Genomic DNA, 25,764 nt, shown 5'->3' with positions numbered 1-25,764 from the left:
TTATGAGGAGGGGGTTTCGCGCTTCAGCAGCTCACGTTTGCGCTCCACCCCCCAGCGGTACCCCGACAGTTCGCCATTGCTGCGTACCACACGATGACAGGGAATCGCCACCGCCAGGTGGTTGGCACCACAGGCCTGGGCCACGGCGCGAAAGGCGGTGGGCGCACCGATGTGCTCGGCTATCTGGGCATAGCTGGCGGTACTTCCTACCGGGATTTCGCGCAATGCCTGCCATACCCGTTCCTGAAAGGCAGTGCCGCGCAGGTCCAGAGGCAGATCCAGGCCCAGGGCAGGGGCTTCGACAAAGCCCACCACCTGGGCGACCAGTTGTTCGAAATCCTGATCCGCGCCAACCAACTCTGCCTTGGGAAACTGATCTTGCAGGTCGCGCACCAGTTTATCCGGATCATCCCCGAGCAAAATCGCACACACGCCACGCTGACTCTGCGCCACTAGAATTGCGCCCAGCGAGCATTGGCCGACGGCAAAGCGAATGTTGTTATTGACGCCGCCGCCTTTGTAGTCCTTAGGTTTCATGCCGAGTAGCTGGTCAGCCGCTTCATAAAAACGGCTGTTGGCGTTAAAGCCTGCGTCATACAGGGCGTCTGTCACCGACTGCTGCCCCTTGAGGCCATCGCGGACCTTACGTGAGCGCAGGGCGCTGGCGTAGCGCTTGGGGGTCAAGCCAGTGCCGGCCTTGAACACACGGTGGAAGTGGAACGGGCTCAACCCGGCCTGGCTTGCCAGTACATCCAGGCTCGGGGGCGTTTCAGCCTGTTCGATCAGCCGGCAGGCGTCGGCGACTAACTGCGCATGGTAAGCCGCCAGTTGAGTCTGATCGCCCGTAGCGCGTTTGCTGGCACGATAACCCGCGGCTTCGGCCTGGGCCGGTGTGTCGAAGAACTCGATATTCTCAGGGCGTGGCAAACGCGAAGCACTGCTGGGGCGGCAATACACGCCCGTGGTTTTCACGCCGTAGACAAACAGGGCATCTGCCTTGGCATCGCGGGCAATGATGGCGGCCCAGCGCGGATCGTGTTCGTTGTTCATGGCCTGCACTCCAGACGGTTCAGGGGCAGATTAAGCGGGTCGCCCACCGGTAAAACTCCGAAGCTTGCGGTCAAATTAGCCGGCGGTGCGAAAGGTCAGGTTGATGCGCTGTGCCCCCATGACCGGATGCTCGCCGGCCTTGATCGGCATCACCCCATGAAAGCGCAGGCGATCAACCCCGCCCCACACCACCACATCGCCATGGAACAGCGAGACTTTTTGCGTTTTGTCACTGCGCTCATGGCCACCGAACAGGAAAATCGCCGGCAGGCCAAGGGACACTGAGACCACCGGTGCGGTGTAGCTGCGCTCGTTCTTGTCCTGGTGCAGGGACATCTTTGCCCCTGGCACGTAACGGTTGATCAGGCAAGCGTCAGGCAGAAAGTCGCGGAAGCCGGCCTCGGTTGCCGCCGCCATGGCCAGTTGGCGCAACGCATCCGGCATGGCCGGCCAGGGTTGCTGGTTGCGCGGGTCGAGTGGGCTGTAGCGATAGCCGCGGGTATCGGTGGTCCAGCCCAGTTCGCCGCAACTGCTCAGCGCTGCCGACATGGTAAAGCCACCGGGCGTGACCATTTGCCGAAAGGGGGACTGGGCCAGCACACGCCGCAACTCAGGTAGCAACCGCTCAATCCAGGGCAGGGCATAGCCCCTTAGAACGTAGGACTCTTCACCGATCTGCTCGCGCCCGGCAGGTTGTTGCAGGGCATCATCGGCGAACAAATCGGCAGTAGGGCCCGGCATGACTTACAGCGCCTTGCTCACGGTGATGTCGGTAATTACGTCGCTGGCATCGTGACTTTCCGCCAGGGCTTGCTTGGCTTCTTCGACGCTGTTGCTTTGCAACTGGGCAAATTCGAAGCGGCGTTCGCCGTTGAGCTTGTACTTGATGACGTATTTGGTCGTAGGGGTCACTGCTTTTTTCCTGTCAGTTGCTGGTTCAGCTCAGCTTGGTGCTGGTGCGGCGAACGATGCGGATCTTGTGGGACAGCGCAGGCTTGCGGGTCACGCTGATGGCGCGACGGGTCACCACATCAAGGGTGATGTTCCAGAAGCCGGTGCTGGGTGCAGTGATCTTGGCCGGGAATTTATCGAATGCACCGCCGTGGTAGGTATGGCGCCCGCCATTTTTGAAGCTGCGAAAGTTCGCATCGCTCATCAAGCGGATGTTGCAGGTCTGTGAACATTCGATAACGACAATGTCTCCCTCGTTGAGGTGCTCACGCTGGTGAATGAATTTCATGCGGGTGTCTCCAGAAGGGCTTTTTCTGAAAAATCAGAACGATACGTAGGTTAAGATGGAGTTTATCAGCCCCAGCGCGTTTATTATCGGGCCGTCGTCGACGACTTCGACAATTAAAAACAGTTATTTACCGTGTTATCAGAGATAAATCCTACGTTGCTGGGAGAAATTTACCATCCCCGCTGTCGTAGGGTCTTTATCGGAGGTTTTAGTATGAAGTGGAGTGTGTTGGTGCTGGCCTTGGCAATTGCTGGGTGTGCTTCGGTTGCAGATATCAAGCAGACCCCGCCAACGTTGGTGGTCATCTCAGGGAAGAAACCGCAGGAATATGCGGCGTGTGTTGTGCGCAAACTGGAGGCGACCCGTCGGCCGCCACAGATCGAACCCCATAAAGACGGTATCCAGGTCATCGTGCCGCAGAAGTTTTCGGCGGACCCTTCTGCGATCTTCGAAATCGAAGACCGCTCCAGTGGTAGCAGTATCAAGCTCTATGAAAGCATGTCCAACGTGCCGATCCGGCCGGGCGACGTGAAGAAAGCTGGGGAAGAGTGCATTTCCGGCTGAGTCTGGTTGCGCTGGCAAGGCGTCTCACCCTACGCACTGAATCCGATAAAAAGCCCCGATCCTGCAGGATTGGGGCTTTTTTTGCCTATGCGTCCGTGCTGATCGGGCAGGGCATCCGTTAAACTGTCGTGCATTCACTATAAAGATGCCGCTCAAACCTTGGGTTCGAGCGGCATTTGTTCTTTCTGGAAAGCCCGTTATGAAACGAGAACACGTCAAAGCCCGTCAGGCCGAAGGTCAGATTTCGGCGACCCATGTCATCCAGAACCCCGCCGATCTGGGCGAGTGGATCGTATTCTTCAAGAAAAGCGGCGGCCGCAGTTACTTCCTGGTAGACGATCAGGACGAGGTCGAGTCATTTGCACGCCTGGATGACCTCATCGAAATCTTGCGCGGCCTGGGTATCAAGTTTGCCGAAGTGCATCTGTAGTCCGGCGGTTTACTTGCACACCACCACCACACTGCGGCCCTTGAAATTGCCTACGTCCTGGCCCAGGGTCTTGTCGCTGTCCTTGAGGGCTGGCGTGCCGTTGGTGCCGACGATGCGGTAACCGGTGCCGGCACAAGAGGCGTCAGCTTTCTCGTAGCAACTGGCCCATGAGTTGGCCTCGCCCGAGCAGTCGATAGTCAAGCCTTGTTCGCCATTTTTCAGCAAAGTGTCGGAAGCGGTCGTGCAGCCGGCAAGTGCTAGTACCGCAGTCAGTGCCAGGATTTTTTTCATAAAAGGTCTTCGTCGAGAGGGTAGAGGGCGCTGACACTATCGTGGGGCGTTGGCGCGGATTATAGCGAACTGCCACCTGGTGTGCAGTCGCCGTTGCAAGTACTGCGCTTGCGCACCTTTGGTTAGCGTAAGTCAGCTGTTGGTGGCCGTCAGGGCACTCCCATCACCAGCACGCCGCTCCCGCTGATTGCCCCAGCTGCAGGGAGCGAGCCCGCTTGTCCCACCAGCGAAAACGTCACATCATCGCCTCCTACACTGTTGGTAATTTGGGTCAGGAATGAACCGTTGACTCGAACCGCAGAGCCTGCACGTACAAGGGCGGTACCTACGTTGGGGTTGGTCATTGTCAGGAGCCGATTATCAAACGACGACGGGATGCCTTTGTAGGTGATGGTTATCGGCGTGGTAATTCCGCTATTCGGGCATGAGTAGCTTAGCCTGCGGTTGGTGCGAATGGGCGTGGTCAGTGGATCGCTGCCGATCGCCCGCTGGTTTACGTCGCCGAAGTTGATCTCGATCGGGTTGTTATTGTTGATCGTGCAAGTCGATGGGGAGACGCCGAAGTTGTTCGCGGCGGTGTACGTGAGTACGAGCCTCGTAGTTCCCGAACTGTAATTGTTCGTTTGGTAGAGATTCAGCATGCCCAGGACATCCCCTCTTTGAACCTCGATAGGGTTGCTCGGATCGTTTCGCAGCAAGATATAGGGGGCCACACTGATGGGATACGCCGCACCGTTATTAGGCATGGTCGCGATCCGGATGTTAAACGGCACTGGAGTGTTATAAAACGCGCCGTTTATGCGTAAGCCGGTACCTTGGTTGGAAAATTTCGGACCGGGCACCCAGGGAGGGCCGGCTGGCGCCGCTGTTCCCCAAAAGTCTATGCGCGTAGGGTGAGCAGCCCAGAAGGTAAATCGGCAGTCCAGCCACGCGCCTTCAAGAATGATACGGGTGCTGTCCGAGCCGAGACTAACGTTGACGGGGACCTGCAGGTTAAGAATTCCGCCGTCGCCTACGTATTGCCATGGTCCGCCATTAACGCGGCAATCCGCTGCTCGCACGGTCGTGGTGACACTACTCAGCAGCACGAGAAGCACTATAGCTCCATAGAGTTGTTTCATTTTTGATCTCTCATTGCTCCTCTGTCCGCAGGTCGCTGCGCAGGTATACAGCCCCGTGCTGAAACCGTCCGGAAGAGAGTTAAGGGTTTGTCCATGCCGTTCTCTGCCGAGGAGCGGCTACGGATAGTCCAACGTAAAAGTAGAGGTCACCCTGTACACGCCTTGCCCGATGGTCTGGTCACTGATGGCCTGCGGCTCGCCCTGCACAAAGGCTTTAAGCGCGATCACATTGCTGCCGTCACTCAACACCTGCGCATCACTGACGGTGTTCAACGGCAGTGGCTTGTTGCTCGGCGTCTCTATGCCAACCCCGATACCCGAGGCGCCACTTCCTGCGTCCAGCGCGAGCATTCCGGGCAGCGCGGCATTTTCCCTGCCGCCAAACGTGATGGTGACGGTGGAGCCAACCGTGGTGTCGCAGTTCTCCAGGTGCAGCCTGAAATCTTTGCCCTGTGAGCGTGTGTTGATATAGAGGTGTTTGCTGGTGACGTCCCAGAGTTCCAACGTGACGGCATCGTCACCAGGACGCAGCGTGCAAGCCTCCTGAACCAGGTTGCCCTTGAAGCTCAGATTGTCCGCTGCTTGTCCCTCGCCGATCAGGCCCAGGGCCAGTATCAGCGCAGTAGACGGCCAAGCTGTATGGCGCTTGTGTCCCATTGATTCGACTCCTACTGGTATTCGGCCAACAGCGTGGCCACCGCCGTAAACCTTGCGGGCGCCAGGGTTGCCCCCGGCTGTTTGACCGGTACCACTTCCAGTACGGGCGGTGACGACAGGATGATGTCCAGGGGTGTGTTGAGTGGAAACGGCTGGTTATTCTGGAAAACCCGAATGCCCAGCTCCGGCACGCTGGTCTGTACGGCTGAACCGTCAAACGATGTGGCGGTACCGTTGACGCTCAACTTCAGCTCCCATGGCAGGGTGTCGGTGCCACAGCTAATGGTGTAGCCGACGCCCTGGCGGTACCTCACACCGTCGACGCGCTTTATCCCGACGTCACCAAAATCGACTTCAATCGTGTTGCCGGCATCGATGGTGCAAGGCGGCGGCTCATTCAGCGTGCCGCTGAAAGTCAGGTTGGCTGATGCACCACTGCAAAGGCCGATGGAACACAAGGCGAGCAGCGCTCTCTGCGGCCAAAGGGTCATGGCTCGGTTCTCTTTATCGGTGATCGATTTCATTGGTAATCCACCACCAGAGTGGCTGCCGCATCGAATGTTCCACCGGTCAAGGTGCTGCCTGCGCGTTTGACCGGTACTGCCTGCACCACCGGAACGTTGGGATAGGTAAAGTTCACCGCCGTGTTCAAGGGCCAATCAGCGCCATTGACGAACAGCTTCACGCCAAGATCCGGTTTGCGGGTCACGAGCACGCGATTGTCAAACGCGGCACTCGTGCCCTTGAGTTCCAGTGTCAACGCATTGCTGAAAGGGGAGGCGCAGGTGACGGTGTAGGGCACATCTCGACGGTAGTTGACGCCGTCAATCCGAGAGGTCAGCAGGTCATTGCCAAAAGGCACGTTGAGCGTGCTTCCGCTGTTGATGACACACGGGGGCGGCGCGATGATGACCGCTCGGATGGTCAGGTTGGTATCGGCCTGAACCCCCTGGCTGAGCGCCAATAGCAGGTTGCTCGCGATAAATACAGCCCACGAACCGTTTGATTTAGCCATTGCTCTGCTCTTACTCATAATTGAGCCTGAAATCCACCACGGCGCGGAATGCCCCGCTGGACAGTGGCGCGGAGGTGCGAGTGGGCCGGACGTTCCAGGTTTTGGTGTTGCCGCCCAGGGGCAAGAACAGCGGTTCGCCCCTCGATCCCAGTTGTACATCCCGCCCAAGCGAGTCGGTCAGCTGCAGGCCCATCCCGGTGATGCCTTGCACTTTGACCAGCCGTGAATCATCGGCATCCGCAGGCGCAAGGAATGCGACCGATAGCACCGGCTGAAAGGCACTCCACGTAAGATTGCCGGTGCGTTCACTGCGGATGCTGCCAGCGGTGCGATTGCAATCGGTAAAGCGCAACTGGAACGCCACCTGGTTTGCCTGATCGCCGGGCCGGCGTAACTGGCTGGTGGATACCACGCCCAGGTCAATGGTTTGATGCAGCGAGTTCATTTCCAGGCTGCAAGGTGTTTCATGCATGGACCCGGAAATATTCAGCACGCCATTCATACCCTCGACATCCGCGGCCTGCGCACTCCCCCAACAGGCCAGTAACAGGCCGCTCAGTACCTTCATATAGTGCGGTTTCATGGCTTACTCCGGCGGCAGACTTACTGGTTAGGCGGTGCTGCTTGCAGGTTCACCTTGCAAGTCTCACCGCTGCAGGAGAAGGCCAGCAGTGGGCGTGCGCCGTAATCATTGACGTAGGCAAGATGAGGCGTGGAACCGAGGGCTTTGACCGTCGGGCCTAACGTCACAGCACCTTTGGGCGGGACCATCAGCGGCTCGAAGCCCGCGACGGTCTTGCCGTCCTTGCTGCTACGTGCGTCCACCAGCGTCACGTAGTAAGGCGTCGGGTTATTGACTTGATAACGCTCGCCTTGTCGGGTAAGGGTCAGGCGCTCCTGCCAGGGGTTGGAAACTTCTTGTTGGCTGGGCGCGATGGCTTGTGGTCGGTAGAACAATTTGATACGGGTCTGCAACGCGATTTGCAACGTGTTGGCCTTATCGGTGCGAGGTGGAATTTCCCGCAGGTTGAAGTAATAGACCGTCTCCCGGTCTTGGGGCAGGGACTTGGCTGCCGGTAACGCCTGGACCTTCACTTGGCTTTGTTTGCCGGGTTCTACGCGCTGCACCGGTGGCAACACGATCAAGGGTGTGGTTATCTTCTGGCCTTGCTCATCCTCGATCCAGCCTTGGGCCAGATAAGGCAGCTGGGTGTTGTTATTGGTGATGCTCACGCTGGTGGCATCCTTGCCACCATCAAAAATCACCCGGGTACGGTCCAGGCCAATCGCTGCGGTGGCGTTTTGGCTCAGGCTGAGCGCCAGCAGTGTGAGGGTCGAGAGTGTGATGCGTATGTTCAATGTCATGATGATGTAGTCTCCGGGGCGGTGTGCTTGCCGGTCAGCTCTGCCGGCGCGGACAAGGGTTGATCGGTGACTGCCATCCGGCAGTCCAGTTGCAGTGCATTGGTCAGGCCATCCGCAGGCAAAACGACGGGTAAGGTGAGGGTGCATTGCTCGCGGCCGCTCCAACTGACGACCATCTGCTCGCCTGGCTGGATACCGCTCAGGTACACATTGCCGCCGTCATTCACAATCCCGGTGTCCTGCTGTTTTGTGTTTTTGACCATTGCACCGAAGGGCGGCGCACTGCCATCCGGCAGACGCAGGACAGCCATGGCTTTCTCACCGGAAATGAGTTCCAGGGCGCGATAACCGATGGCCCCTTCCGTGAGCGTCAGTTGGGTGACCGACTGGGTGGCTTCGACATTGCTCGGCAAGCGTTCCAGGTCGACACTGGCGGCCGTACGCTGGTAGCTGCTCAAATCGGAAATGACGGCCTTGCCAAACGCATTACTGCGGGTTGGCGTGCCGTAACCGCGCACCGGCACATCAGCAACACCGCCGGTATCGACCATCAGGCGGGTCCCGCCCATGCTGTTGGTACGATGCAGCGCTGCCCCGTGAGGCGTGAGCGTGCCACCGCCGCGAGCTGACATGCTGAGGCTGGTGTAGTTGCCTTGCTGCCGACTGGCAGCAAGCGTCAAGTCAGCCTGGTCACCCGCATGGCTTAGATAGCCGCTGGCCGAATTGTCGCTCGCACTGAGTTGGTAACTGTTGCGCTCATCAATGCGATCACTGTAGCGGGTTGAAAACCCGTTTTTGCCCGCGGTTCTGTTAGCGTCCAACGATAGCGTGCCGCTGCGTCCCAGTGGCACACTGACCGTCAGCGCCATACCGTTATCCTTATAGTTATAATCCTGAGTGCGGTACACGTTCAAAGACAGGCTCATGTTTTTGACGGTACCAATATTGAAATAACGTGACAGCGACAAGTTCCAACGTTGAGTCGCCGGTCGGGTCCAATAAGTTTGTTTGTTGTAACTGGCGTAGACGGTGGCACCCAAGTCTCGAAACTGCTTATTTACAGTGGCTGTATAAAGCGCCTTGCTGCCACCCACAGGCTTCCATCCACCCGTGTATTGACCGTGCTCATCGTATTTTTCGCGCCCAGCCAGTTCGCCATTCATTCCGTAGTGACGAGCATCCAAGTATTCACTCATGCTCAAGAAGTTCTTGTCGGAGAACCGGTAGCCGGCAAAGGTTACTTGGCTGTCGTATTGTTCAAAGTTCTTCGAATATTGCAGGCGCAAGGATTTACCGGACAGCGTTTCATTCCACACGTTGGCGTGGGACTGGGTAACATCCAGCGAGAGGGCGCCCAAAGCCAAAAGGTCACGTCCCGCCCCAATCGTTGCCGCCCGGTAGTACTTATCCGTTATAGCGCCGCCAAACAGCGACCAGCCGTTGCTGACCCCCCACGAAAACTCGCCCGTGCCAAAGAGATTACCGTCAGCGCCGTACTGAAGACTGGAAGGGCGACCAGTTGCCAGTTTGTATCGAACCTGCCCGGGGCGCGTGAGGTAGGGCACACCAGCAGTGTTGAGCTTGAAAGTCTGCACCGAGCCGTCCTGCTCCTCGACGCGCACATCCAGCGTGCCGGCGACGGCATCATTAAGATCCTGAATGCGAAATGGGCCGGCTGCCACCAGGGTTTCATACAGCACGCGCCCTTGCTGGCTGACTACCACCCTGGCATTGGTTTTGGCCACCCCGAGCACTTCAGGGGCGTAACCGCGCAAATTAGGTGGCAACTGGCTTTCGTCCGAGTTGAGCGCCGCCCCGGTAAAACGGAAGCTGTCAAACAGATCCGAATACAGGTAGTTCTCTCCCACCAACAGGCGCGCCTTCAGCGCAGGTATCGCGCGATAAGCGTAGTAACGACTCCATTCCAGTTTTTGCTCCCCGGCAGATCTGTCCCTCGCGCTGTCGACACGCCCCTGCCAATCGGCACGCAGGCGCCAAGCCCCGGCATTGGCACCCACGGTGCCATTACCACTGAGGTGATTGCGGGTACGCTCGTTTTTTTGAGCGTTGGACTGCGCCGTCATGTTGTAGTCAATCAAAAGCCCTGGCACCCCTTCATCCCAGCGTGCGGGTGGGTCCCAATTGATCGCGCTGTATTCAAGGTAGGCGTGGGGGAGGTTGATGCTCAGCGTGGAGGTCGCCAGATCCGCGCTGACCTCCGTACCTGGCAGGCTGTGAATGTCCAGGCACTCGCTACCTTTCCACCAGGTCAGGCTGGCCGCTTCGGATGCCTTCAGGCCCAGTTGTTCCACCAGGTCAACTGACAAACACGCCTGGCTTCCTTTGGGGTCATCCTCGGGCGGGTAAAATGCCACCGATTGCTCGGAAACAGGCTGGCCATTTATCTGTACAAGCATCGTGTAGGTGCCGGGCAAAATGAACCCGCTGCGTGCAAATCGAGACAAATCGATATTGGTGCGATCATTGAGATCAAGAACGTCCGTATTGAATTCGATATCACCGCCGGCCCATGCAGTTCCTGCCAGTGACATCAGCCCGCCAACCAGACTCGGACGCAGCTTGTTTTTGATCTTCGACGCATTCAGCATGAAAGCAACCCATCAATGTTCAAAAGTATTCCAACTTGAACCGCACGGCGACGCGATGTGCGCCAGGTGCCAGCGGCAGCCCGTTACCCACCAGCCGCAGCGTGTAGTGAAGTGTCATGTCACCTTCCGCCAAGGGGTGCGGCGCCATCTGCTCACCCGGAACACTCTCCTGGCCGGCCGAATCCCAAATATGGAAGGCGATCCCCTGTGAATCACCAAAGGCGGCAAAGGAGCGGCCTTCTCTGTCGCGAGGGCCGTCAAACGTGACGCGCAGATGTTGCCAATCAGGCAACGTCGCCCCTGGGCGATGCGGGTCGGGACGGGTCAGCGAGCAATTGACCAGGCGCAACTCGAAAGGGTGAGGCTCTCCCAACGCATTGCGTAAAAGCCGACCTATGGGTTCGGGCGTCATTTCAATGGATTGATCAGCACTGGTCAGCTCCAACCCGCAAGCCGAGTCAACGACTTCTCCGCCCAGCGTGACCACACCCTCGCCCTGTGCAAGCGTCTGCGCAAAAACGTAAGGGCTGATGAGCATCGCCAGCGACGAGGTGATCGCTAGACTTATGAATGTTTTCACCGCTATCTCCACCAGCCCCCCGCCACCGAAAGTGGCGGGGGGAAAACTTACTGATAAGCCAAGGTGAAATTAGTGACTGCACTGAAATCGCCCGGGACGATGTCGCCGGTAGCAGCGCCTTGAACATAGGCGCCGAACTCCAGGGTGTTATCACCGGTAGAAATGGCCTGGGGCACCGTCGCCACACCGAGCTGAACAGGGCTGCCGCCATGGGTCATCATGATGCCCACGCGGCCTGCACTACCGACGGTGCCGATCGCCCCAGGGACGTCGGTTGACGGCGCCGCGGTAAAGGTTGTGGTCACGGTGTTGTCGGTGAGGCCCGCCAGGTCACAGCCTTCAAGCTCTATCAGCACACGGCGGGCTTCAGACTTTCCGCCTGCCTGCAATTGATGCTTTGCGATTGCGCCCAGGTGAACGCTCTGATCTACGGATTCAGGCTTGATGGAGCAGGCCCCCGAGTGGACCGATCCCAGAAAGGTAATGGTCCCATCTGCCGCGTTAGCTCCAGAAATCGAGCCCGCGAACAGCCCGAGGGTAAACAGCGCAGTTTTGAACTTGGTTTTCATTTGCAGATGCCCGCATAAAAATGTCATTGAAGAGCCCCGTCACCATTGCGAGCGGGACTGACTGTTTCACCCCAAACGTAGCTCCCGGAACGCCGGCCAGTCGTCGGCCGAGTCGGCTGTTGAATAATCACAGTTTCCAACTAGTTGTATTGCAATTCACGGGTACGCTCGAAGTGGAAGTGATTGTGCTGTTTTGCCATGAGAAAGTAAGTCGGCACATTCCGTTAGTTGTGTAGCTACACGGTGTAAGGATATATAGGAAGGATATGGCGATTTGCCAAAAATCTGTTTTTGACTGTAGGAAATGAGCCACACTCTAATAAATAAGAATATGTTAGTTGGGGGTGCGGATGTAAGAATGGGATTACGCGAACTAAAAAACAATAGTTAATTACGAAGCGAAACAACTAAGTGTCGAGGGCGGAGAGGTCGCACGGCGCCGACAAATACAGGCGTCCAAAAAAAAGCCCCGTCGACCGGGGCTTTTTTGTGGCGGTGTGGCGAGGCTTACTTGTTTTTCGGACGTTTGCTCGACGCGTGGCCTGCTTCATCCACAAACACTTCAGCTACGGCAATCGCCTGGCTCTCGGTCGCAAATGTTCCGGCAACGCTGTCGCCGTGAAAATTGATCAAGTGCCAGCCGTCTGCACGCTGCGTGATCAGGTAGCCGTTTACACCTTTGGGTTCTGACATCTATTGGCAATCTCGTGGTCTGATTCAAGGCGGCCATGATACCGCCAAACGGCTAGGGGGGGCGCAAGTTGTTGCAGGTCAGTGCCAGGCGGCGAAAAGCGTGCTAAAACCATTGCAGCCCTTTTAAATAAAGGGGGGGCGGGTGTGTTTCGTCTGATCGTGGGCAACCCCTTTGCAAGATCAGCGGAACTTACGCCGACATTTTTTCTCTATGATGACATCGCAACGCCAGCAGGACCCATTGTAAGGTGACTGCGGCCTGATTAGACTGCGCCGAATTCCGTACGCACAGCCCTTTGTAAGGACTCATATGATCAAGAAATGCTTGTTCCCAGCAGCCGGTTACGGCACTCGCTTCTTGCCAGCGACCAAAGCCATGCCCAAAGAGATGCTGCCGGTGGTGAACAAGCCACTGATTCAGTACGGCGTGGAAGAAGCCCTGGATGCCGGCCTGAACGAGATCTCCATCGTTACCGGCCGCGGCAAACGCGCCCTGGAAGACCACTTCGACATCAGCTATGAGCTGGAAAACCAGATCAAAGGCACCGATAAGGAAAAATACCTGGTCGGCATCCGTAAATTGCTCGACGAGTGCTCGTTCTCCTACACCCGTCAGACTCAGATGAAAGGCCTCGGCCACGCTATCCTTACCGGTCGCCCGCTGATCGGTGACGAACCGTTCGCCGTGGTTCTGGCGGATGACCTGTGTGTGAACCTGGAAGGTGATGGTGTGCTGACCCAGATGGTCAAGCTCTACCAGAAATACCGCTGCACCATCGTTGCGGTGATGGAAGTCAACCCAACCGAAACCAACAAGTACGGTGTTATCGCCGGCGACGATATTGGCGATGGCTTGATCCGCGTGCGTGACATGGTCGAGAAGCCAGCGCCGGAAGATGCTCCGTCGAACCTGGCGATCATCGGTCGTTACATCCTCACCCCGGACATCTTCAAGCTGATCGAAGAAACCGAGCCGGGCAAGGGTGGCGAAATCCAGATCACCGATGCACTGTTGAAGCAAGCCAAAGACGGTTGCGTAATTGCCTACAAGTTCAAAGGGCAGCGTTTTGACTGCGGTGGCGCCGAAGGCTACATCGAAGCAACCAACTTCTGCTACGAGCACTTCTACAAGACTGGCAAGGCCTACTGATTCACGCTTGCCGCACTGTTTCAAGAGAAAGCCACCTTCGGGTGGCTTTTTCGTTTTTCAGCCCCATGTAAGTCGGTATGCTGGTGTTCTGCCGAGGAGAGTGAAATGGCCTACGATTTTGACCTGTATGTAATTGGCGCCGGTTCCGGCGGTGTTCGTGCGGCGCGCTTTGCCGCAGGCTTCGGTGCCAAGGTGGCCGTTGCGGAAAGCCGCTATCTGGGCGGCACCTGTGTGAACGTCGGCTGCGTGCCGAAAAAGCTGTTGGTGTACGGCGCGCATTTTGCCGAAGACTTCGAGCAAGCCAGTGGTTTCGGTTGGGCATTGGGCGAAGCGAACTTTGACTGGGCAACCCTGATTGCCAACAAGGATCGAGAGATCAACCGTCTTAATGGCATCTATCGCAACCTGCTGGTCAACAGCGGGGTGACCCTGCATGAAGGCCATGCGCGTCTGGTAGATGCGCATCAGGTAGAGATCAACGGCGAGCGCTTTACTGCCAGGCACATCCTGATCGCTACCGGCGGCTGGCCGCAGATCCCGGAAATTCCAGGGCGTGAACACGCGATCGGTTCCAATGAGGCGTTCTTTCTTAAAGAGCTACCCAAGCGCGTACTGGTGGTGGGTGGTGGTTACATTGCAGTGGAATTCGCCGGAATTTTCCATGGTTTGGGTGCCAACACCACCTTGCTGTATCGCGGTGACTTGTTCTTGCGCGGTTTCGACGGTTCGGTGCGCACCCATCTGAAGGAAGAACTGACCAAGCGCGGGCTGGACCTGCAGTTCAATGCCGATATCGAGCGCATCGACAAGCAAGCCGACGGTAGCCTCAAGGCCACCTTGAAGGATGGCCGCGTGCTGGAAGCCGACTGTGTGTTCTATGCTACCGGCCGCCGCCCGATGCTCGACAACCTGGGGCTGGAAAATACCGGTGTGAAGTTGGACGAGCGCGGCTTCGTTGAGGTGGACGATCTTTACCAGACCGCCGAACCATCGATCCTGGCCATTGGCGATGTGATTGGTCGGGTGCAACTGACGCCGGTCGCCCTGGCTGAAGGCATGGCCGTGGCGCGGCGCCTGTTCAAGCCTGAGCAGTACCGTGCGGTGGATTACGCCAACATCGCAACGGCGGTGTTCAGCCTGCCGAATATCGGCACCGTCGGGCTGACGGAAGAAGACGCGCGCAAGCAAGGTCACAAGGTGCAGATCTTTGAAAGCCGTTTCCGGCCTATGAAGCTGACCTTGACCGACTGCCAGGAAAAGACCCTGATGAAACTGGTGGTCGATGCCGACACCGACAAGGTCTTGGGCTGCCACATGGTCGGTCCGGATGCAGGCGAAATCGTGCAGGGGCTGGCGATCGCGCTCAAGGCGGGCGCGACCAAACAGCATTTCGACGAGACCATCGGCGTGCACCCGACGGCGGCCGAAGAGTTCGTCACCATGCGCACGCCTGTGGCCGATTGATCAAGATGGTTGTGCTGTCTCTGGCGCCGCTGCAACGGCGGCGGCCAGGCGCAGCGCGTCGATGCTGGCCTGGGCCTTGATCAGGTCCAGTTCCAGTGCCTTGTTGCGCTGCTGATTTTCAAGTAGCGCCTCCTGGCGTGCCTGACTGTCCAGTGCTGCAACCCGCAGGCGCTCCTGAAGCAGGGCGCGCTCGCTGTCGATCTTGCTCAGATGCTCATTGAGCTTGAGTTGTGCGGCCTGATCCTTGCGGGTCTGATCCTGCAATGCGTTCAGTTCCTTGGTGGTCACTCGCTGCTCAATCAGCAGGCGTTCATTATCGCGATGCAGTTGGGTGATTTCATCCTGGCGTACGAGTGCGCTTTGCTGAGCCTGGCGCAATTCGGCTTGAACCTGCTGCAGCTGGCCTTCATGGCGACGCTGCTCTTGCTCGCGCTGTTCCTTTATCGCGTTGCGGTAATGCTCAAGCGCGTCGCGTGCGTGCAGGTGTTTCTCTTCCAGTGAGCGAATCTGTTCGTCCTTGTCGTTGATCCGCAACTCGTAATCACTGCACGCCTGGCTCAACCCGGCGTTACGGGTTTGCTCGGTTTGCAGGCTGGTGCTGACGGTTTGCAGCGCAGCGCTTTCTTCCGCCAGGGCTGCGGCCTGGATATCAAATTGCTGCTTGAGCTGAGTGTGTGCCTCTTCAAGCGCCTCAACCTGGGCGAGCAGGGCGGTTTTCTGCTGTTCAAATTGCGCCAGCGCCAAGTCAATCGGCTCCTGAGCCTTCTCTTTCAGGCGCTGGGCCAGACGTGCAACCAGCTCGCCTAGCTCGTCGTCAATCGGCGCCTCGGTAATGGTCAGCCGGGTTTCACTTTCGTCCAGTTCCTTCAAATAGCGATGAATAGTGGTTTTGGAACCGGTATTACCCATCTCGATCCGTACTGCGTCGATGCTGGGGTTTTCGCCGCGGGCAAGGATTGCCAAGCGTGCCGTTTGAACTACTGCTTTGTTTATGCCGCCGCGAGCCATGGGGTCTCCGTCGATTTAGTACTGTGGTACATGGTATGTATATACGTACTATAACATGTATAAAAACTCGTTGAAATTCATGATTTAACAGATGGGATATTGGCGTATTATCCCGTGTCATAACGGTTTTAACCGCCACTTCTCCTGACGGCAGTACGAAACGACACCCATGAGCGAGCTGGATCGATATCTCAACGCTGCGACCCGCGACAACACGCGCCGCAGCTACCGTGCGGCGATCGAGCACTTCGAAGTGAGTTGGGGAGGGTTTCTGCCGGCCACCAGCGACAGCGTGGCGCGTTATCTGGTGGCGCACGCCGGAGTGTTGGCGGTGAACACCTTGAAACTGCGGCTTTCGGCACTGGCGCAGTGGCATACCAGCCAGGGCTTTGCCGATCCGACGAAAGCGCCCGTGGTGCGCAAGGTGCTCAAGGGGATTCGTGCCGTGCATCCAGCGCGCGAGCGGCAGGCAGAGCCTTTGCAGCTACAGCATCTTGAGCAGGTCGTCACTTCACTGGCGCTTGAAGCAAGCCAGGCCAGCGAAAACCAGGACCAGCCCCGATTGCTGCGCGCCAAGCGTGACACTGCGCTGGTCCTGCTGGGCTTTTGGCGGGGGTTTCGCAGTGATGAGCTGGTCCGATTAAGCATTGAGCACGTCCAGGCTGTGCCCGGCGCCGGGATCAGCCTGTACCTACCGCGTAGCAAAGGCGATCGGGAAAACCTGGGCAAGACATACCAGACGCCAGCGCTGCTGCGCCTGTGCCCGGTGCAAGCTTACAGCGACTGGCTCAGCGCCTCGGCGCTGGTTCGCGGCCCGGTCTTTCGCGGCATCGACCGTTGGGGCAACCTGGGCGAGGAGGGGCTGCATCCCAATAGTGTCATCCCATTATTGCGCCAGGCCCTGGAACGTGCAGGCATCCCCGCCGAGCAATACACCAGCCACTCCCTGCGGCGCGGCTTTGCCACCTGGGCCCATCGCAGTGGCTGGGACTTGAAGTCGCTGATGAGTTACGTCGGGTGGAACGACATGAAATCCGCCATGCGCTATGTTGAAGCGACGCCGTTTCTCGGCATGACCTTGGCCACCCAGCCGCTGATTTGAAATTTCTTCTATCAATACCGCCACTTGATAGAGAAAGCCAATCATCAGCATCAGGTTTGCCAATGGGCCATCGACCGAAAGAGTCGGTAGGATTCATCTCATCAACTTCTTAACCCCTGACGGAGAGTCAACGATGCCTATCATCAACAGCCAAGTAAAACCGTTTAAAGCCACCGCTTTCAAAAACGGCAGCTTCCTGGATGTGACCGACGCTGACCTGAAAGGCAAGTGGTCGGTAGTATTCTTCTACCCAGCCGACTTTACCTTCGTTTGCCCAACCGAACTGGAAGACCTGGCTGACAACTACGCCGAATTCCAGAAGCTGGGCGTCGAAATCTACAGCGTGTCCACAGACACCCATTTTGCCCACGCTGCCTGGCACAACACTTCGCCAGCCATCGGCAAAATCCAGTACACCATGATCGGTGACCCAACCCTGACCATCTCCCGCAACTTCGACGTACTGATCGAAGAAGCCGGCTTGGCAGACCGCGGTACTTTCGTGATCAACCCGGAAGGTCAGATCAAGATCGTTGAACTGAACGACGGCGGTGTTGGCCGTGACGCTTCCGAGCTACTGCGCAAGATCAAGGCTGCTCAATACGTCGCTGCCCACCCAGGCGAAGTGTGCCCAGCCAAGTGGAAAGAAGGCGAGGCCACTCTGGCTCCGTCCCTGGACCTGGTCGGCAAGATCTAAGTCTGTGAAGACGTATCAAGGGCGGGAATCCGCACTTAAGTAAGCTGCATCCGCCCTCAAAACGCCCGGGCGAGATTCGCTCGGGCGTTTTTTTGTCTGCAATAAACCGAATGAACAGGAAATCGCCCGTATGTTGGACGCCAATCTTAAAGCTCAGTTGAAGTCATACCTGGAACGGGTCACCCAGCCGATCGAGATCGTCGCCTCCCTCGACGACGGCGCGAAATCCCAGGAAATGCTTGCTCTTTTACAGGACGTCATCAGCCTCACCACGCTGATTACCCTGAAAACCGATGGCGATGATGCGCGCAGGCCATCGTTCTCCATCAACCGCCCGGGTGCCGATATCAGCCTGCGCTTCGCCGGCATCCCCATGGGTCATGAATTCACTTCGCTGGTGCTGGCTCTGTTGCAAGTCGGTGGCCACCCGTCGAAGGCCAGTGTCGAAGTGATTGAACAGATCCGCGCCCTTAAAGGTGAGTTCAGCTTCGAGACATACTTTTCGCTGTCGTGCCAGAACTGCCCGGACGTGGTCCAGGCCCTGAACCTGATGGCGGTGCTGAACCCCAATATCCGTCATGTGGCCATCGACGGCGCGCTGTTCCAGGCCGAAGTCGACGAACGCCAGATCATGGCGGTGCCCAGTGTCTACTTGAATGGAGTGAACTTCGGCCAGGGCCGCATGGGCCTGGAAGAAATTCTTGCCAAGCTCGACACTAGCGGCCTCGAAAAAGCCGCCGAGAAAATCAGTGCCAAAGAGGCGTTCGATGTATTGGTTGTCGGCGGCGGCCCAGCCGGTTCCTCGGCGGCCATCTACGCAGCCCGTAAAGGTATCCGTACCGGTGTAGCGGCTGAACGTTTTGGTGGCCAGGTGCTGGACACTATGTCCATCGAGAACTTTATCTCGGTACAGGAAACCGAAGGGCCGAAACTGGCCAGTGCGTTGGAAGCGCATGTGCGTCAGTACGACGTGGACATCATGAACCTGCAGCGCGCCAGCAGCCTGGTGCCGGCGAAAAATGCCGGTGAGTTGCATGAGATTCGCTTCGAAAGCGGTGCGACCCTCAAGTCCAAGACCGTTATCCTGGCCACTGGCGCCCGCTGGAGAGAGATGGGTGTGCCGGGCGAGCAGGAATACAAGGCCAAGGGCGTGTGCTTCTGCCCGCACTGCGATGGGCCGCTGTTCAAGGGCAAGCGCGTTGCGGTGATCGGCGGCGGTAACTCCGGTGTGGAAGCGGCTATTGATTTGGCCGGGATCGTCAACCATGTCACGTTGCTTGAGTTTGACAGCAAGTTGCGCGCCGATGCGGTGCTGCAACGCAAGCTTTACAGCTTGCCGAACGTGGATGTGATTACCAGCGCGCTGACCAGCGAAGTCAAAGGCGATGGTCAGAAAGTCACCGGCCTTGCCTACAAGGATCGCGACAGTGGTGAGTTCAAGACTATCGACCTGGAAGGTATCTTCGTGCAGATCGGTTTGTTGCCCAACACCGACTGGCTCAAAGGCACGGTGGAGTTGACGCCTCGCGGCGAGATCATCGTGGATGCCCGTGGCGAGACTTCACTGCCGGGTGTATTTGCGGCCGGTGACGTCACTACCGTGCCCTACAAGCAGATCGTCATTGCGGTGGGCGAGGGTGCCAAGGCCTCCCTGAGTGCATTCGATCACTTGATTCGCACATCAGCCCCGGCATAAGTGACACGCGAAAAACCAAAAAAGCCCCATGAGCAATCATGGGGCTTTTTTATTCCTGCGTACTGCGCGAGACGCGCCGCGTGTTACATCGGCGCCGGCTGGATGATCTCGACCCAGTAACCATCCGGGTCCTTGATGAAGGCCAGGCTCTTCATGCGGCCATCCGTCAGGCGCTTCTGGAAATCGCAGCCCAGCGCTTCGAAACGCTCGCACGCAGCGACGATATCCGGTACCGAAATACAGATATGGCCAAAGCCACGCGGGTCGGTATTGCCGTTGTGATAGGCAAAGTCGGCGTCGTTTTCGGTGCCGTGGTTATGGGTCAGCTCAAGGATGCCCGGAATCGATTTCATCCACTGGGTGCGCTCGGCGGCGTCGGCCGGGATTTGGGCCTTGTCCACCAGGGCGAGGAAATACAGGCTGAATTCGGCTTCCGGGAAGTCGCGTTTTTCAACCAGGGAGAAACCCAGCACGCGGGTGTAGAAGTCCAGCGATTTGGTGATGTCCTTGACCCGCAACATGGTGTGGTTAAACACAAAATTTGCAGTGGCGGTGTCAGGTTGGGCAGTGACGCCCGGGAAGGTGTTCAGTTCGTGCAGGCTCATGGGCCCTCCAGAAAAAATGGGGCAAAGCGGTCCCTTGGCGTGCGGCAAGCATCCGTGCTGCCGGCTCATGATACGCAAGGGCTACCTGCCGCGCCAAATGAAAAAACGCACGCGGCCCTTGCGAGCGGCGGGTCCGGGGCCGCAAACTTTGCGGCTTGAACCCTGGGCGTTTTTCATAATGATCGAGTTTCGTAAATCGCTGTTGAGTACGTTGTGCCTGATGCTGGGGAGCCCGTTCGTATTGGCGGCCGACCCGGAGATTCATTGGCCCAGCGGCTGGCAGGTCGAAGAAGTCATACCTGACGACGAAGTCCCCGCGAAGGCTCAAACAGTGTCTCGCCAGCGCGCGATCAAAAATGATGAAAACGGCGCAACCCTGATGGTCATGGAGTTGACCGGCACGCCAATTGAAACCGGACATAAAGTTAATCTTCCAGGCGTGTTACTGGAAATGCGCAAATCGATTCAGAAAGATTTCGCTCAGGGCGGTTATCAAAGCGTGTGCAGCAAGATGCATCCTACGACACTGAGTCGCCTTGAAGCGTTGGAGACTACTTGCGTGATAACCGAAAATGGACGGCACGTGTTGTCACAAACATTAGTCGGCGCAGTGGATACAGATAAGGCCTATGTATTTTCTTACGCGGGCCAGGCGCAAGCCTACGAGGCGAGCAAAGACGAAGTCAGTTCGGTGCGTAACAGCCTGAAACTTTGAATCGACCCTTTTTAGTGGTTTTGAACAAAATGAACGGCTGGTTAAGTTCGCTTTCGAACCGTCAACTGCAAAAAAGCCCCGCATGTGCGGGGCTTTTTTTAGTGCGGGATGATTAACCGCGCAGCCAGGAATCTACCGTGGCAGCGCCGTACTCTTCTTTCCACGCTTTCAGGCCGCGGTGGTTGCCGCCTTTGGTCTCGATCAGCTCACCGGTATGCGGGTTGTGGTAAACCTTGACGACCCGTGCACGGCGCTGCTTTGGCGCTGCGGCGATGGTTGCACCCGCCTTGCGCGGGGCTGGATCAAGAATGGCGATGACATCGCGCAGACTTTTGCCGTAGCTGTCCATCAGCTTTTTGAGCTTTTCTTCGAATTCGATTTCTTTCTTCAAGCCTGCGTCATTCTTCAAGGATTCCAGCTGGGCCAGCTGCTCTTGAAGGGCTTTTTCTGCTGCGCGAAATTCGGCGAGTCTGGACAAAATCTGTACTCCAATAGTGTAGTGGCTGATATCAACTGCAGACAAAGCTATAAGCCAGAAACGTTAACACGACGTCAACGAAGAAGACCCTTCTGCGAGTTCTGCACAGGCAGAAAAATTGTAGTAGTTAATCCCTCTGGAGTAAATCATGTCTTCTGTCCAAATAACAATCTTTCATCGGTTGCCTAACGATTTAATGAACTCATCGCAGGGTAGCGGCTTGCCGAACAGGTAACCTTGTAAGAAATCCACACCTTGGGCGACGAGGTATTCACACTGTTCTGCTGTTTCCACGCCTTCGGCAACAATGCCAAGGTCAAGCTTGGCTGACAGTTCTATGATGCTGTCCAGAATATGCCGTGACAGTGCATCCACACCGATCATGGCGACAAAGCTCTGATCAATCTTCAAGTAGTCGACATTGAAGTTGCGCAAGTAACCGAGGCTGGAATGGCCGGTGCCGAAGTCATCGATCGCGATCATCACCCCCAACTGATGCAGGGCGTCAAACAGTCTGCGGGTGGTCTCGGTGGGCTCGATCAGCTCGCGTTCGGTCAGCTCCAGTACCAAGGTGACCTGGCCGGGCGGGAAGGCTGCGAGAAACTCCTGGCAATCGTTCACCAGTTCGAGGTCCTGGCAATGCCGCGCGGTAATGTTCACGCCAATATGAAAACCGGGGTTGAAGCGTTCGGCATGGGGCGCCAGTTGCGCGGCGGTCTGGCGCAGCAGGGCGCGGGTCATCGGCACGATGAGGCCGGAGTCTTCGGCCAGGGGAATAAACAAATCTGGCCGCACCAGGCCCTCTTTGGGATGTTTCCAGCGCATCAGCACTTCGCAACCGGCCCACTGACGCGTATCACCGCGCACCACGGGTTGGAAATACGGGATAAATTCGTTGGCGCTTAATGCACGTTGCAGTTCGTGGGTGGGTGCCGACGAGCGTTTTTGCAGCCAATGGGCGAGGATGCCAGCCAGCACACCAAAGAACGCCACCAGGCTGAACACCGCCGGATAGCGGGCCTGCATATAACGCCAGGTTTCCCCGGCAGGCATCCCGGCCTCGACGCTGTAGTGATAGCGCGCCGACGCCAGGTGATGATGCGCCACGGCGAACACGGGCACTGCGTCGTTATGCACTTTGCCGTCGGCATCCAGCCAATTGGGCCCGACTTGCAGCACCAAATAGGCGTAACGACTGATCAGGCGCAAGGCATTGGTGAGGTGGTAGCTGTCGATCGAGGCAAACGCGCCTTGCTCACCCTCCACCAGGCGGTAAACCAGTAACGCAGTATCTGGCGTGACAGGGTTGCCATTCATCAACCACAACCGGCCATCCACATAGTCGTCCGGGTTAACCGGCGATTGGTAGTCGCCGCCAAACAGTGAGCTGCAATAAATGTTTTTCTGCCAGGACAACGTGGTGGCGCGTACGAACGGCCGGCGCGTGACCTGTTCGCGCAGCGCCAGTTTCGCCGCGTTATCGCACGGCTTGCCTGCCAATGGCAGCAAATCCCGGGCGGCGAGGGCGGTATTGTCGAGCATCAAATCGAACTGGCGCACTGCTTCCTGAGCCGTTTGTGTGGTGCTTTGTTCAAGTGTGCGTTCAGCTTGCCAGTAAAGAATCGCGACCCCCAGCAGAATCGGGAGCAGTCCACAGGTTGCGCTGATGACGTAACGTGTGGCTCGGCCTCGTGGGCCTTTGGAGGTCAGGGGCATAGGGACAGTCAGTCGCTGAAAAAAGAAGGGTATGTGCCGATGATAGATGGCATTGCTCAAGTACGCTCGCTACCGATTGTTGATTCTGGGCTGAGGGCCTATTCACGCGTGTCCCGGGTGCTCAACCAGCCGGCGCGCTTGCTACAAACCTCTTGCACGAAGCAGGGCAATGGGGATTTGATAAGAGTACGGACAAATCTGTTTACGCTGTGTAGAATCGGTTTACGCATACAAGAATATGGACTTGCGCTCACGCAAGCCTCGGCCGTCAGAGACTGATGACACCATGAAGCTACTCGGCTCCCCCCTCATCTTTGGTGACTTCCTCGCCCGCAGCGTGCGGGGTCTTTCCTGTGCGCCACCCTCGAACCTCATCCTTGCTCGCAACTGATCAATTGCTACCTACAAGAATGATGAGGCATCGAAATGACCGACCAATATGAAAACCCGATGGGCCTGATGGGCTTTGAATTTATCGAATTCGCATCGCCGACGCCTGGCACGCTGGAGCCGATCTTCGAGATCATGGGCTTCACCAAGGTGGCGACCCACCGTTCCAAGGACGTGCACCTGTATCGCCAGGGCGAGATCAACCTGATCCTCAACAACGAACCCGGCAGTCTCGCCGCCTACTTCGCGGCCGAACATGGGCCGTCGGTGTGCGGCATGGCATTCCGCGTCAAGGACTCGCAAAAAGCCTACAACCGGGCCCTGGAACTGGGCGCCCAGCCGATTCATATTGAAACCGGGCCGATGGAACTGAACCTGCCGGCGATCAAGGGTATCGGCGGTTCGCCGCTGTACCTGATCGACCGCTTCGGCGAAGGTAACTCGATCTATGACATCGATTTCGTCTATCTCGAAGGCGTTGACCGCAATCCGGTAGGCGCCGGCCTCAAGGTCATCGACCACCTGACCCATAACGTCTATCGCGGACGCATGATCTACTGGGCCAACTTCTACGAAAAACTGTTCAACTTCCGCGAAGCGCGCTATTTCGACATCAAGGGCGAATACACTGGCCTGACCTCCAAGGCCATGAGCGCACCGGATGGCAAGATCCGCATCCCGTTGAACGAAGAATCGTCCAAGGGCGCCGGGCAGATCGAAGAGTTCCTGATGCAGTTCAACGGCGAAGGCATTCAACACGTGGCGTTCCTCACCGACGACCTGGTCAAAACCTGGGACGCGTTGAAGAAGATCGGCATGCGTTTTATGACCGCACCGCCAGACACTTACTACGAAATGCTGGAAGGCCGCCTGCCGAACCACGGCGAGCCGGTAGACCAGTTGCAATCGCGTGGCATCCTGCTGGATGGTTCCTCGATTGCAGGCGATAAGCGCCTGCTTTTGCAGATCTTCTCGGAAACCCTGATGGGGCCGGTGTTCTTCGAGTTCATTCAGCGCAAGGGCGACGATGGATTTGGCGAAGGCAATTTCAAGGCGCTGTTCGAGTCGATTGAGCGCGACCAGGTGCGTCGTGGCGTACTGACTGCCGAGTAATTCAATGGATAACGAAAAAGCCCGGTTTTTACCGGGCTTTTTTGTGTCTGTTATATCGGGTTGTAATTGCCGGGCGGTGAAATAGGAACAAATGGTTTTTCAAATATCACACAGAGGCGAGGAGCGCAGAAAAACCTGCGCTTCCATTCCGAAGAGGTCCGCTTATGAATGTGAATTGTCCTACCCCTCAACGCCCGATCGAGCCCAGCCTACCAGCGGAACAGACCGAGCCAGTTCGCTATGTGCGTTCATCCGATGATGCAGACCTGGTCAATCAGGCGCGTAAGAAGTTTCTGGATGATGGCGAAACCGAGTTCCTGGGCGACACCCTCAGTGCCGAGGGTTATCAGTTGGTGAAGGCTGTGGTCTCACCCAACAAACCGGGTGCGCCCGGAGTGCAGGTCTCGACATTCGCGGTTGATGGCGCCCAGTCCAATGACATGATGGTGATCAAGCGGGTGCTGCCTACCGAAGATGGGCCTAATCTCGTCCTTTATATGCCGGAAGATGACGTGACCTCGTTTCATGAGTTCAAGGATGCAGAGGAAATGACGGCCTGGCTCAAGGACGTAGCCAATGACCCGACTGAGCGAAAGCGATTTACCCAGCATTTTTCCAATCCTGAAGCACCCAAACAGCAGGAACGGGTCAACAAGCAGTTCGGCGAGTTCGCGGCTGGCGATATTAATGCGGTCGTGGGTAGTTTCGGCCATGAGCGGGGGGATATTTTCGAGCGGTTGAACAAAGACGCCTCGGTCCCACTCGCTCAGGTCGACGGGCTGGTGCGAACGCAGCTCTATAAACTGGAACCAGATGGAAAGGCGTTTTATGTCGGGTATCGGCCAGATGGAGAAGCCATCGTCTATAGCTACGACGCTTATGGAAACTTGCAAGGCGGCGGCCAAAAAAAGGACGCCAAGGCGAGGAGATTTTATTTCGTCCAAAACGGGTTGAACCAAAACAAACCGCTTGAACCCATGACCTTCAACGAGTTCCGCAAGAAAATAACCAGTGTCTCCCTGGACAACGTGCGCGCTAATGACCTAATGGGTCTTTACGACGAGTTCCTGAAGCAACTCAGAAGTCCTGGGCATGGCCTCGCCACCGCGTTGAAAGCGCTGGGTCTTCCTGACAACGTGGCGAATTCCATCGAAACCATCCTGAAAGACCCCATCAAAGGAACACTGCTTGAATTGAATCACGACAATCGTGTCGGCAAGGTGTTTGGTGTTGATAAGGCAGAGATGGATGCCAACTTGGAAAGGGTGGGCAGTCAAATCCAGAGCAACATCCCCCATTACGGTAAGTGGAGGAAAAGGTTGGAGAACACAGCCAACGTTATTGAACAAAGCGTAGGTACGCCTGAATTACCGACGACCGAAGTCAGGACCTGACTCGACAGAGGGGAATGGATACCCCACGCCATTGCGCCGTTTCCATCCAGCC

29 protein-coding genes are annotated in these 25,764 nt (G+C 57.2%); 10 read left to right on the top strand and 19 right to left on the bottom strand.

What is annotated here, in order from left to right; genetic code table 11:
• From ada to LJX92_RS13430, 4 genes are all read right to left on the bottom strand, one after another.
• A complete protein-coding gene (ada, locus tag LJX92_RS13445) occupies positions 1-1,050 on the bottom strand; it encodes a bifunctional DNA-binding transcriptional regulator/O6-methylguanine-DNA methyltransferase Ada (RefSeq protein WP_228308382.1) in 1,050 nt (349 codons plus the stop codon).
• A gap of 75 nt (positions 1,051-1,125) precedes the next feature.
• Positions 1,126-1,791, bottom strand: coding sequence for a DNA oxidative demethylase AlkB (gene alkB, locus LJX92_RS13440; RefSeq protein ID WP_148854595.1), 666 nt, complete (start codon positions 1,789-1,791; stop codon positions 1,126-1,128).
• Positions 1,792-1,794: 3 nt separating this feature from the next.
• On the bottom strand, positions 1,795-1,962 hold the full coding sequence (locus LJX92_RS13435) for a hypothetical protein (protein WP_164699482.1): 168 nt from the start codon (positions 1,960-1,962) through the stop codon (positions 1,795-1,797).
• Positions 1,963-1,987: 25 nt separating this feature from the next.
• Positions 1,988-2,290, bottom strand: coding sequence for a DUF1883 domain-containing protein (locus LJX92_RS13430; protein WP_003173824.1), 303 nt, complete (start codon positions 2,288-2,290; stop codon positions 1,988-1,990).
• Positions 2,291-2,503: 213 nt separating this feature from the next.
• Here LJX92_RS13430 and LJX92_RS13425 point away from each other — a divergent pair, with 213 nt between their 5' ends.
• Positions 2,504-2,854 (top strand): hypothetical protein, encoded by a 351-nt coding sequence (locus LJX92_RS13425; RefSeq protein WP_005788197.1) that lies wholly within the window; start codon positions 2,504-2,506, stop codon positions 2,852-2,854.
• Positions 2,855-3,053: 199 nt separating this feature from the next.
• Positions 3,054-3,284 (top strand): hypothetical protein, encoded by a 231-nt coding sequence (locus LJX92_RS13420; RefSeq protein WP_032875489.1) that lies wholly within the window; start codon positions 3,054-3,056, stop codon positions 3,282-3,284.
• 9 nt (positions 3,285-3,293) lie between these two features.
• On the opposite strand, the gene LJX92_RS13415 is transcribed toward LJX92_RS13420, so the two are convergent.
• The 11 genes from LJX92_RS13415 to LJX92_RS13365 all read right to left on the bottom strand — a co-directional run bounded on the left by LJX92_RS13415 (position 3,294) and on the right by LJX92_RS13365 (position 12,184).
• Complete coding sequence (locus LJX92_RS13415; protein WP_032875487.1) at positions 3,294-3,575, bottom strand: hypothetical protein; 282 nt, start codon at positions 3,573-3,575, stop codon at positions 3,294-3,296.
• Positions 3,576-3,724: 149 nt separating this feature from the next.
• The gene (locus LJX92_RS13410) at positions 3,725-4,696 is read right to left on the bottom strand and encodes a fimbrial protein (protein ID WP_032875484.1); all 972 of its coding nucleotides are present in this window, start codon (positions 4,694-4,696) and stop codon (positions 3,725-3,727) included.
• Positions 4,697-4,813: 117 nt separating this feature from the next.
• Positions 4,814-5,353 (bottom strand): fimbrial protein, encoded by a 540-nt coding sequence (locus LJX92_RS13405; protein WP_103735139.1) that lies wholly within the window; start codon positions 5,351-5,353, stop codon positions 4,814-4,816.
• A gap of 11 nt (positions 5,354-5,364) precedes the next feature.
• Positions 5,365-5,844, bottom strand: coding sequence for a fimbrial protein (locus LJX92_RS13400; RefSeq protein ID WP_032880956.1), 480 nt, complete (start codon positions 5,842-5,844; stop codon positions 5,365-5,367).
• A 29-nt stretch (positions 5,845-5,873) separates the two neighbouring features.
• Positions 5,874-6,368, bottom strand: a complete 495-nt coding sequence (locus LJX92_RS13395) for a fimbrial protein (protein ID WP_032875478.1) — start codon at positions 6,366-6,368, stop codon at positions 5,874-5,876.
• A 10-nt stretch (positions 6,369-6,378) separates the two neighbouring features.
• Entirely contained in the window at positions 6,379-6,951 is a 573-nt protein-coding gene (locus LJX92_RS13390) for a fimbrial protein (RefSeq protein ID WP_032875475.1), read from the bottom strand.
• Between the two features lie 20 nt (positions 6,952-6,971).
• Positions 6,972-7,733: a fimbria/pilus periplasmic chaperone gene (locus LJX92_RS13385; RefSeq protein ID WP_103735141.1), complete on the bottom strand. Its 762-nt coding sequence runs from the start codon at positions 7,731-7,733 to the stop codon at positions 6,972-6,974.
• The gene (locus LJX92_RS13380) at positions 7,730-10,342 is read right to left on the bottom strand and encodes an outer membrane usher protein (protein WP_228308381.1); all 2,613 of its coding nucleotides are present in this window, start codon (positions 10,340-10,342) and stop codon (positions 7,730-7,732) included. The genes LJX92_RS13385 and LJX92_RS13380 overlap by 4 nt, the downstream gene beginning before the upstream one ends.
• 19 nt (positions 10,343-10,361) lie before the next feature.
• Positions 10,362-10,922 (bottom strand): fimbrial protein, encoded by a 561-nt coding sequence (locus tag LJX92_RS13375; RefSeq protein ID WP_032875469.1) that lies wholly within the window; start codon positions 10,920-10,922, stop codon positions 10,362-10,364.
• A gap of 47 nt (positions 10,923-10,969) precedes the next feature.
• A complete protein-coding gene (locus LJX92_RS13370; RefSeq protein ID WP_032875466.1) occupies positions 10,970-11,491 on the bottom strand; it encodes a fimbrial protein in 522 nt (173 codons plus the stop codon).
• 507 nt (positions 11,492-11,998) lie between these two features.
• Positions 11,999-12,184 (bottom strand): hypothetical protein, encoded by a 186-nt coding sequence (locus tag LJX92_RS13365; RefSeq protein ID WP_032875460.1) that lies wholly within the window; start codon positions 12,182-12,184, stop codon positions 11,999-12,001.
• Positions 12,185-12,494: 310 nt separating this feature from the next.
• Here LJX92_RS13365 and galU point away from each other — a divergent pair, with 310 nt between their 5' ends.
• Both galU and gorA read left to right on the top strand, forming a co-directional pair.
• The gene (gene galU / locus LJX92_RS13360) at positions 12,495-13,334 is read left to right on the top strand and encodes a UTP--glucose-1-phosphate uridylyltransferase GalU (protein WP_003173830.1); all 840 of its coding nucleotides are present in this window, start codon (positions 12,495-12,497) and stop codon (positions 13,332-13,334) included.
• Between the two features lie 105 nt (positions 13,335-13,439).
• A complete protein-coding gene (gene gorA, locus LJX92_RS13355) occupies positions 13,440-14,798 on the top strand; it encodes a glutathione-disulfide reductase (RefSeq protein WP_228308380.1) in 1,359 nt (452 codons plus the stop codon).
• Here the strand turns inward: gorA and LJX92_RS13350 are convergent, their stop codons facing one another.
• Entirely contained in the window at positions 14,799-15,806 is a 1,008-nt protein-coding gene (locus tag LJX92_RS13350; protein ID WP_228308379.1) for a DNA-binding protein, read from the bottom strand. It abuts the gene before it with no gap.
• 169 nt (positions 15,807-15,975) lie between these two features.
• Between LJX92_RS13350 and LJX92_RS13345 the strand changes: the two genes are divergently transcribed.
• The 3 genes from LJX92_RS13345 (at position 15,976) to ahpF (ending at position 19,301) form a co-directional block, all read left to right on the top strand.
• Positions 15,976-16,908 (top strand): site-specific integrase, encoded by a 933-nt coding sequence (locus LJX92_RS13345; RefSeq protein WP_228308378.1) that lies wholly within the window; start codon positions 15,976-15,978, stop codon positions 16,906-16,908.
• A 133-nt stretch (positions 16,909-17,041) separates the two neighbouring features.
• Positions 17,042-17,605 (top strand): alkyl hydroperoxide reductase subunit C, encoded by a 564-nt coding sequence (gene ahpC / locus LJX92_RS13340; RefSeq protein WP_005788226.1) that lies wholly within the window; start codon positions 17,042-17,044, stop codon positions 17,603-17,605.
• Positions 17,606-17,735: 130 nt separating this feature from the next.
• Positions 17,736-19,301, top strand: coding sequence for an alkyl hydroperoxide reductase subunit F (gene ahpF / locus LJX92_RS13335; protein ID WP_032875448.1), 1,566 nt, complete (start codon positions 17,736-17,738; stop codon positions 19,299-19,301).
• 83 nt (positions 19,302-19,384) lie between these two features.
• Here ahpF and gloA read toward each other — a convergent pair whose 3' ends face one another.
• A complete protein-coding gene (gene gloA / locus LJX92_RS13330) occupies positions 19,385-19,906 on the bottom strand; it encodes a lactoylglutathione lyase (RefSeq protein WP_005788230.1) in 522 nt (173 codons plus the stop codon).
• A 178-nt stretch (positions 19,907-20,084) separates the two neighbouring features.
• Between gloA and LJX92_RS13325 the strand changes: the two genes are divergently transcribed.
• Positions 20,085-20,621: a DUF4946 domain-containing protein gene (locus LJX92_RS13325; RefSeq protein WP_078821338.1), complete on the top strand. Its 537-nt coding sequence runs from the start codon at positions 20,085-20,087 to the stop codon at positions 20,619-20,621.
• 112 nt (positions 20,622-20,733) lie between these two features.
• On the opposite strand, the gene LJX92_RS13320 is transcribed toward LJX92_RS13325, so the two are convergent.
• Positions 20,734-21,099, bottom strand: a complete 366-nt coding sequence (locus LJX92_RS13320; protein ID WP_032875443.1) for a histone-like nucleoid-structuring protein, MvaT/MvaU family — start codon at positions 21,097-21,099, stop codon at positions 20,734-20,736.
• A gap of 174 nt (positions 21,100-21,273) precedes the next feature.
• Positions 21,274-22,815, bottom strand: coding sequence for an EAL domain-containing protein (locus LJX92_RS13315; protein ID WP_032875441.1), 1,542 nt, complete (start codon positions 22,813-22,815; stop codon positions 21,274-21,276).
• 426 nt (positions 22,816-23,241) lie between these two features.
• On the opposite strand from LJX92_RS13315, the gene hppD reads away from it, so the two are divergent.
• Entirely contained in the window at positions 23,242-24,318 is a 1,077-nt protein-coding gene (gene hppD / locus LJX92_RS13310; RefSeq protein WP_032875438.1) for a 4-hydroxyphenylpyruvate dioxygenase, read from the top strand.
• A 164-nt stretch (positions 24,319-24,482) separates the two neighbouring features.
• Positions 24,483-25,712, top strand: coding sequence for a dermonecrotic toxin domain-containing protein (locus LJX92_RS13305; protein ID WP_228308377.1), 1,230 nt, complete (start codon positions 24,483-24,485; stop codon positions 25,710-25,712).
• Positions 25,713-25,764: the final 52 nt, after the last annotated feature.

It is taken from the genome of Pseudomonas sp. HN8-3 (genome assembly GCF_020790195.1).
In the GTDB taxonomy this organism is placed as follows: domain Bacteria; phylum Pseudomonadota; class Gammaproteobacteria; order Pseudomonadales; family Pseudomonadaceae; genus Aquipseudomonas; species Aquipseudomonas synxantha_A.
Note: the sequence above shows the minus strand (reverse complement) of the source record. Positions and strands in the feature narration are given on the sequence as shown.

What these genes read in the sequence shown, in the direction of transcription:
- ada (WP_228308382.1), bottom strand. Translation starts at nt 1,050, where the DNA reads ATGAACAACGAACACGATCCGCGCTGGGCCGCCATCATTGCCCGCGAT.
- alkB (WP_148854595.1), bottom strand. Translation starts at nt 1,791, where the DNA reads ATGCCGGGCCCTACTGCCGATTTGTTCGCCGATGATGCCCTGCAACAA.
- LJX92_RS13430 (WP_003173824.1), bottom strand. Translation starts at nt 2,290, where the DNA reads ATGAAATTCATTCACCAGCGTGAGCACCTCAACGAGGGAGACATTGTC.
- LJX92_RS13425 (WP_005788197.1), top strand. Translation starts at nt 2,504, where the DNA reads ATGAAGTGGAGTGTGTTGGTGCTGGCCTTGGCAATTGCTGGGTGTGCT.
- LJX92_RS13420 (WP_032875489.1), top strand. Translation starts at nt 3,054, where the DNA reads ATGAAACGAGAACACGTCAAAGCCCGTCAGGCCGAAGGTCAGATTTCG.
- LJX92_RS13415 (WP_032875487.1), bottom strand. Translation starts at nt 3,575, where the DNA reads ATGAAAAAAATCCTGGCACTGACTGCGGTACTAGCACTTGCCGGCTGC.
- LJX92_RS13410 (WP_032875484.1), bottom strand. Translation starts at nt 4,696, where the DNA reads ATGAAACAACTCTATGGAGCTATAGTGCTTCTCGTGCTGCTGAGTAGT.
- LJX92_RS13405 (WP_103735139.1), bottom strand. Translation starts at nt 5,353, where the DNA reads ATGGGACACAAGCGCCATACAGCTTGGCCGTCTACTGCGCTGATACTG.
- LJX92_RS13400 (WP_032880956.1), bottom strand. Translation starts at nt 5,844, where the DNA reads ATGACCCTTTGGCCGCAGAGAGCGCTGCTCGCCTTGTGTTCCATCGGC.
- LJX92_RS13395 (WP_032875478.1), bottom strand. Translation starts at nt 6,368, where the DNA reads ATGGCTAAATCAAACGGTTCGTGGGCTGTATTTATCGCGAGCAACCTG.
- LJX92_RS13390 (WP_032875475.1), bottom strand. Translation starts at nt 6,951, where the DNA reads ATGAAACCGCACTATATGAAGGTACTGAGCGGCCTGTTACTGGCCTGT.
- LJX92_RS13385 (WP_103735141.1), bottom strand. Translation starts at nt 7,733, where the DNA reads ATGACATTGAACATACGCATCACACTCTCGACCCTCACACTGCTGGCG.
- LJX92_RS13380 (WP_228308381.1), bottom strand. Translation starts at nt 10,342, where the DNA reads ATGCTGAATGCGTCGAAGATCAAAAACAAGCTGCGTCCGAGTCTGGTT.
- LJX92_RS13370 (WP_032875466.1), bottom strand. Translation starts at nt 11,491, where the DNA reads ATGAAAACCAAGTTCAAAACTGCGCTGTTTACCCTCGGGCTGTTCGCG.
- LJX92_RS13365 (WP_032875460.1), bottom strand. Translation starts at nt 12,184, where the DNA reads ATGTCAGAACCCAAAGGTGTAAACGGCTACCTGATCACGCAGCGTGCA.
- galU (WP_003173830.1), top strand. Translation starts at nt 12,495, where the DNA reads ATGATCAAGAAATGCTTGTTCCCAGCAGCCGGTTACGGCACTCGCTTC.
- gorA (WP_228308380.1), top strand. Translation starts at nt 13,440, where the DNA reads ATGGCCTACGATTTTGACCTGTATGTAATTGGCGCCGGTTCCGGCGGT.
- LJX92_RS13350 (WP_228308379.1), bottom strand. Translation starts at nt 15,806, where the DNA reads ATGGCTCGCGGCGGCATAAACAAAGCAGTAGTTCAAACGGCACGCTTG.
- LJX92_RS13345 (WP_228308378.1), top strand. Translation starts at nt 15,976, where the DNA reads ATGAGCGAGCTGGATCGATATCTCAACGCTGCGACCCGCGACAACACG.
- ahpC (WP_005788226.1), top strand. Translation starts at nt 17,042, where the DNA reads ATGCCTATCATCAACAGCCAAGTAAAACCGTTTAAAGCCACCGCTTTC.
- ahpF (WP_032875448.1), top strand. Translation starts at nt 17,736, where the DNA reads ATGTTGGACGCCAATCTTAAAGCTCAGTTGAAGTCATACCTGGAACGG.
- gloA (WP_005788230.1), bottom strand. Translation starts at nt 19,906, where the DNA reads ATGAGCCTGCACGAACTGAACACCTTCCCGGGCGTCACTGCCCAACCT.
- LJX92_RS13325 (WP_078821338.1), top strand. Translation starts at nt 20,085, where the DNA reads ATGATCGAGTTTCGTAAATCGCTGTTGAGTACGTTGTGCCTGATGCTG.
- LJX92_RS13315 (WP_032875441.1), bottom strand. Translation starts at nt 22,815, where the DNA reads ATGCCCCTGACCTCCAAAGGCCCACGAGGCCGAGCCACACGTTACGTC.
- hppD (WP_032875438.1), top strand. Translation starts at nt 23,242, where the DNA reads ATGACCGACCAATATGAAAACCCGATGGGCCTGATGGGCTTTGAATTT.
- LJX92_RS13305 (WP_228308377.1), top strand. Translation starts at nt 24,483, where the DNA reads ATGAATGTGAATTGTCCTACCCCTCAACGCCCGATCGAGCCCAGCCTA.